Consider the following 2,714-nt stretch of genomic DNA (forward strand, 5'->3'; position numbering starts at 1 on the left):
GTGCCAGTCACGGTAGGAAAGAGCCAGTGATGCATACAGTGAACTCATCAGATCAACCAATGCTCTTGTGCGGCCTAACGCCTGAATTAAGCCGAGTCGCGAAGCGGCTTCGGCTTGAATGAATTGTTAGCGCCCATTGCTAGGAAGTCGCATGTTGAATTTTTGGGCCACTGCGCGAGTTTTATCATCGATCTCAGCCCCAGCCTGGACGATCAAGTCAACGATGTCCTGATCTTTGCATACGAGCGCATAGCGGAGTGTTCGATTGTCAACGCGTGCGGCGCGCGCCAAGAGCAATCTAGCTACGTCGGGGCCGCCCTCACTCACTGCCACCATTAACGGCGTGCCTCCGCCGTCGTTAGTAGTGTTGGGATCAACGCCATGGTCTAGAAGGTAGCGAGCCGTATTGACAGAATTCCAATAGCCGGCCGCATGGAGCAAAGAGCCGTCTTCATTGCTTGTGCTGTAGCCAAGGCCAAGCAGTCGCTCCAGCTCTGCAGGACTGTCAGCCATAACGGCATAAAGTGCTGGAGAGTAGCCAAGAGCGTCTGCCAAACCAGGACGGTCAATTGTGGCTAATACCCTAGCTACTTCAGTTCTTTTCTCTTTCGAAATGGCGCCGTTTCCGCATAGGTCACCTTGCTCAAGGCGCAGGAGCGACGAATCAACGCTCATCTTGAGCAGTCCGGGCATCGGGTCCTTTTGCGTCGCACACGCGGAGGTGATCGCAATAAGAAATATGAGAATGGGCAATGTGTGGATCTTGGACATGGGCGCTAACGCCTGAATTAACCCGTGCCGCGAAGCGGCATCGGGTTGAATGAATTGTTAGGCGGCAACCGGCAGGAGGGCATTTGCGACCAGCTTTCCGCCCGCTTGGCTAGATCTTCTGGCAGCCCTCGGAAGCAGGCATGTGCACACCCACCGCCAATGTTATCTGCACAACCCGTACGGCTGCAGGCGAGAACACATGCGTCTTTGGGCTCGCAGCGTGTGGCCGCTGCCTCCAAATAGGCGAACTCCTCGGCGTTACGGGCAGGTATGCCTGCGGCCGAACAATGCCGAGACCACGGCTTTTGAGGGGCAACTTGCTCGGCGCTAGTGGCGCAACCTGTCGTTAGGATGCCCAGTAGGATGATTGTCAGTTGGATGGAAACTTTCATTGCCGCCTAACGCCTGAGTTAAGCCGCGCTGCGTAGTGGAGGCTGCAGGCATGGCAGGCTTTCTCTGCCATGCCTGTGGCCGGAACGAAGCGGCGTCGGCTTGAACGAATTGTTAGGGCGCAAAGTCATGGAACTTGGAACCACGACTCAAGCCCACGCCAACGTCCCGTGCCTGTGTCTGTGCGGCATGTAGTGCGGTAGTAGTTATCGCCATCTGCGCCAAGCCTGCAACTGAGCTGAGTGATTGGTTTGGTGTAGTACCGAGCGACAAGGAACCGGATCTTGTCGCCGCCGCATTCTTCTATCCAGGCGTCGCCATGGACAGCATCCTTACCGATGGTGCGAGTAATGGCATAACTCGACTTTCCGTTTGCTAAAACAATGGTTCCAACGTACGGCGCGCTTGTCCTTGGGTTTTTGCCGATAACCTCGTAGGCGCCGGAAAGGCCCGCCGGAACATCCGGGTCCAATGGCAAGCGTTCGCAGAGCCCGTTGGCCTGCGCAATGCTAGGAAATGAGAAGAAAACAACAAGCAGAAGGTGAATTCTCATTTGCGCCCTAACGCCTGAGTTAAGCCGGGCCGCGAAGCGGCCTCGGCTTGAACGAACTGTTATGCACCAAGGTAGTCCAGCGGAACGGAAGGCCGCAACGGGCGCAGCCAACTGGGACGCGGGCAACGACCTGGCGCAGCCTGGACAACGAGCGGCGTGGACAAAAACCTGCCCGAGGCCGAGAACGCCGCCCGCCGAAGGCCTGATGCCCGCCCACCTGCGCCGCCCACCGGGCGCCACGGCCTGATCCGATGCGAGCGGCGCCCGGCCGAAGAAATAGGACGCAAGGTGCAAGCCGGCGAACCGGGTGCAAACCGAAGCGGGCGGTTGAATGCGGCAGAGCTGCGGAGGGCGCGAAGCTGGCAGTCGCCAGAACCCAGCTCAATGCTTTGCTCCGGCCGGGCATAACGCCTGAGTTAAGCCGCGCCGCAAAGCGGCGTCGGCTTGAATGAATTGTTAGGCGGCCACCTATAGGCAGTCGCCGCTAGTGCAGTGAACAAGAAGCAAGAATAATGGGCTAGCGCACAGAAGGAGTAGGCCAGCTACCGAGGCGCCAAAGAACCTGGCCGCTGTTGGACCGGCGCCTAGGAGGGCGCCCAGGGCTGCGGCCGTGCCAGGCGCGAGCAAGGCAACGACAACTGCTGCGACGACGTCACGGATCAGGGGTGAGCTGTCCTGAGATAGCGAAATGACAAGAGCACCTACGGCAGATCCAACGATGGCGGCAATCACCACTAGGCCACGAGAGCTACGCAAGGTGCTTGGCCGATGGGCCATTGCAGCGGCGACGACTAAGACCGCAATGGTGACGGGCCAGAACTCCAGCAATGCAGCCGGTGCGGTAGATGCTATGAACTCAATCATGCGAAAGCCGCCTAACGCCTGAGTTAAGCCGGGCCGTGAAGCGGCCTCGGCTTGAACGAATTGTTATGCACCAAGGTAGTCCAGCGGAACGGAAGGCCGCAACGGGCGCAGCCAACCGGGAGGCGGGCAACGACCT

General features: G+C 58.8%; 2 protein-coding genes. Both read right to left on the reverse strand.

Annotated elements, in window-relative coordinates:
* Positions 1-126: 126 nt before the first annotated feature.
* Positions 127-771, reverse strand: a complete 645-nt coding sequence (locus MC380_RS17830; protein ID WP_242166502.1) for an ankyrin repeat domain-containing protein — start codon at positions 769-771, stop codon at positions 127-129.
* 517 nt (positions 772-1,288) lie between these two features.
* Positions 1,289-1,714 carry a hypothetical protein gene (locus MC380_RS17835; protein ID WP_242166504.1) on the reverse strand — a complete coding sequence of 142 codons (426 nt, stop codon included), beginning with the start codon at positions 1,712-1,714 and terminating at the stop codon, positions 1,289-1,291.
* Between the last annotated feature and the right edge of the window lie 1,000 nt (positions 1,715-2,714).

It is taken from the genome of Lysobacter sp. M15, from assembly GCF_022662515.1.
Taxonomy (GTDB): Bacteria; Pseudomonadota; Gammaproteobacteria; order Xanthomonadales; family Xanthomonadaceae; genus JAKPBU01.

What these genes read in the sequence shown, in the direction of transcription:
- MC380_RS17830 (WP_242166502.1), bottom strand. Translation starts at nt 771, where the DNA reads ATGTCCAAGATCCACACATTGCCCATTCTCATATTTCTTATTGCGATC.
- MC380_RS17835 (WP_242166504.1), bottom strand. Translation starts at nt 1,714, where the DNA reads ATGAGAATTCACCTTCTGCTTGTTGTTTTCTTCTCATTTCCTAGCATT.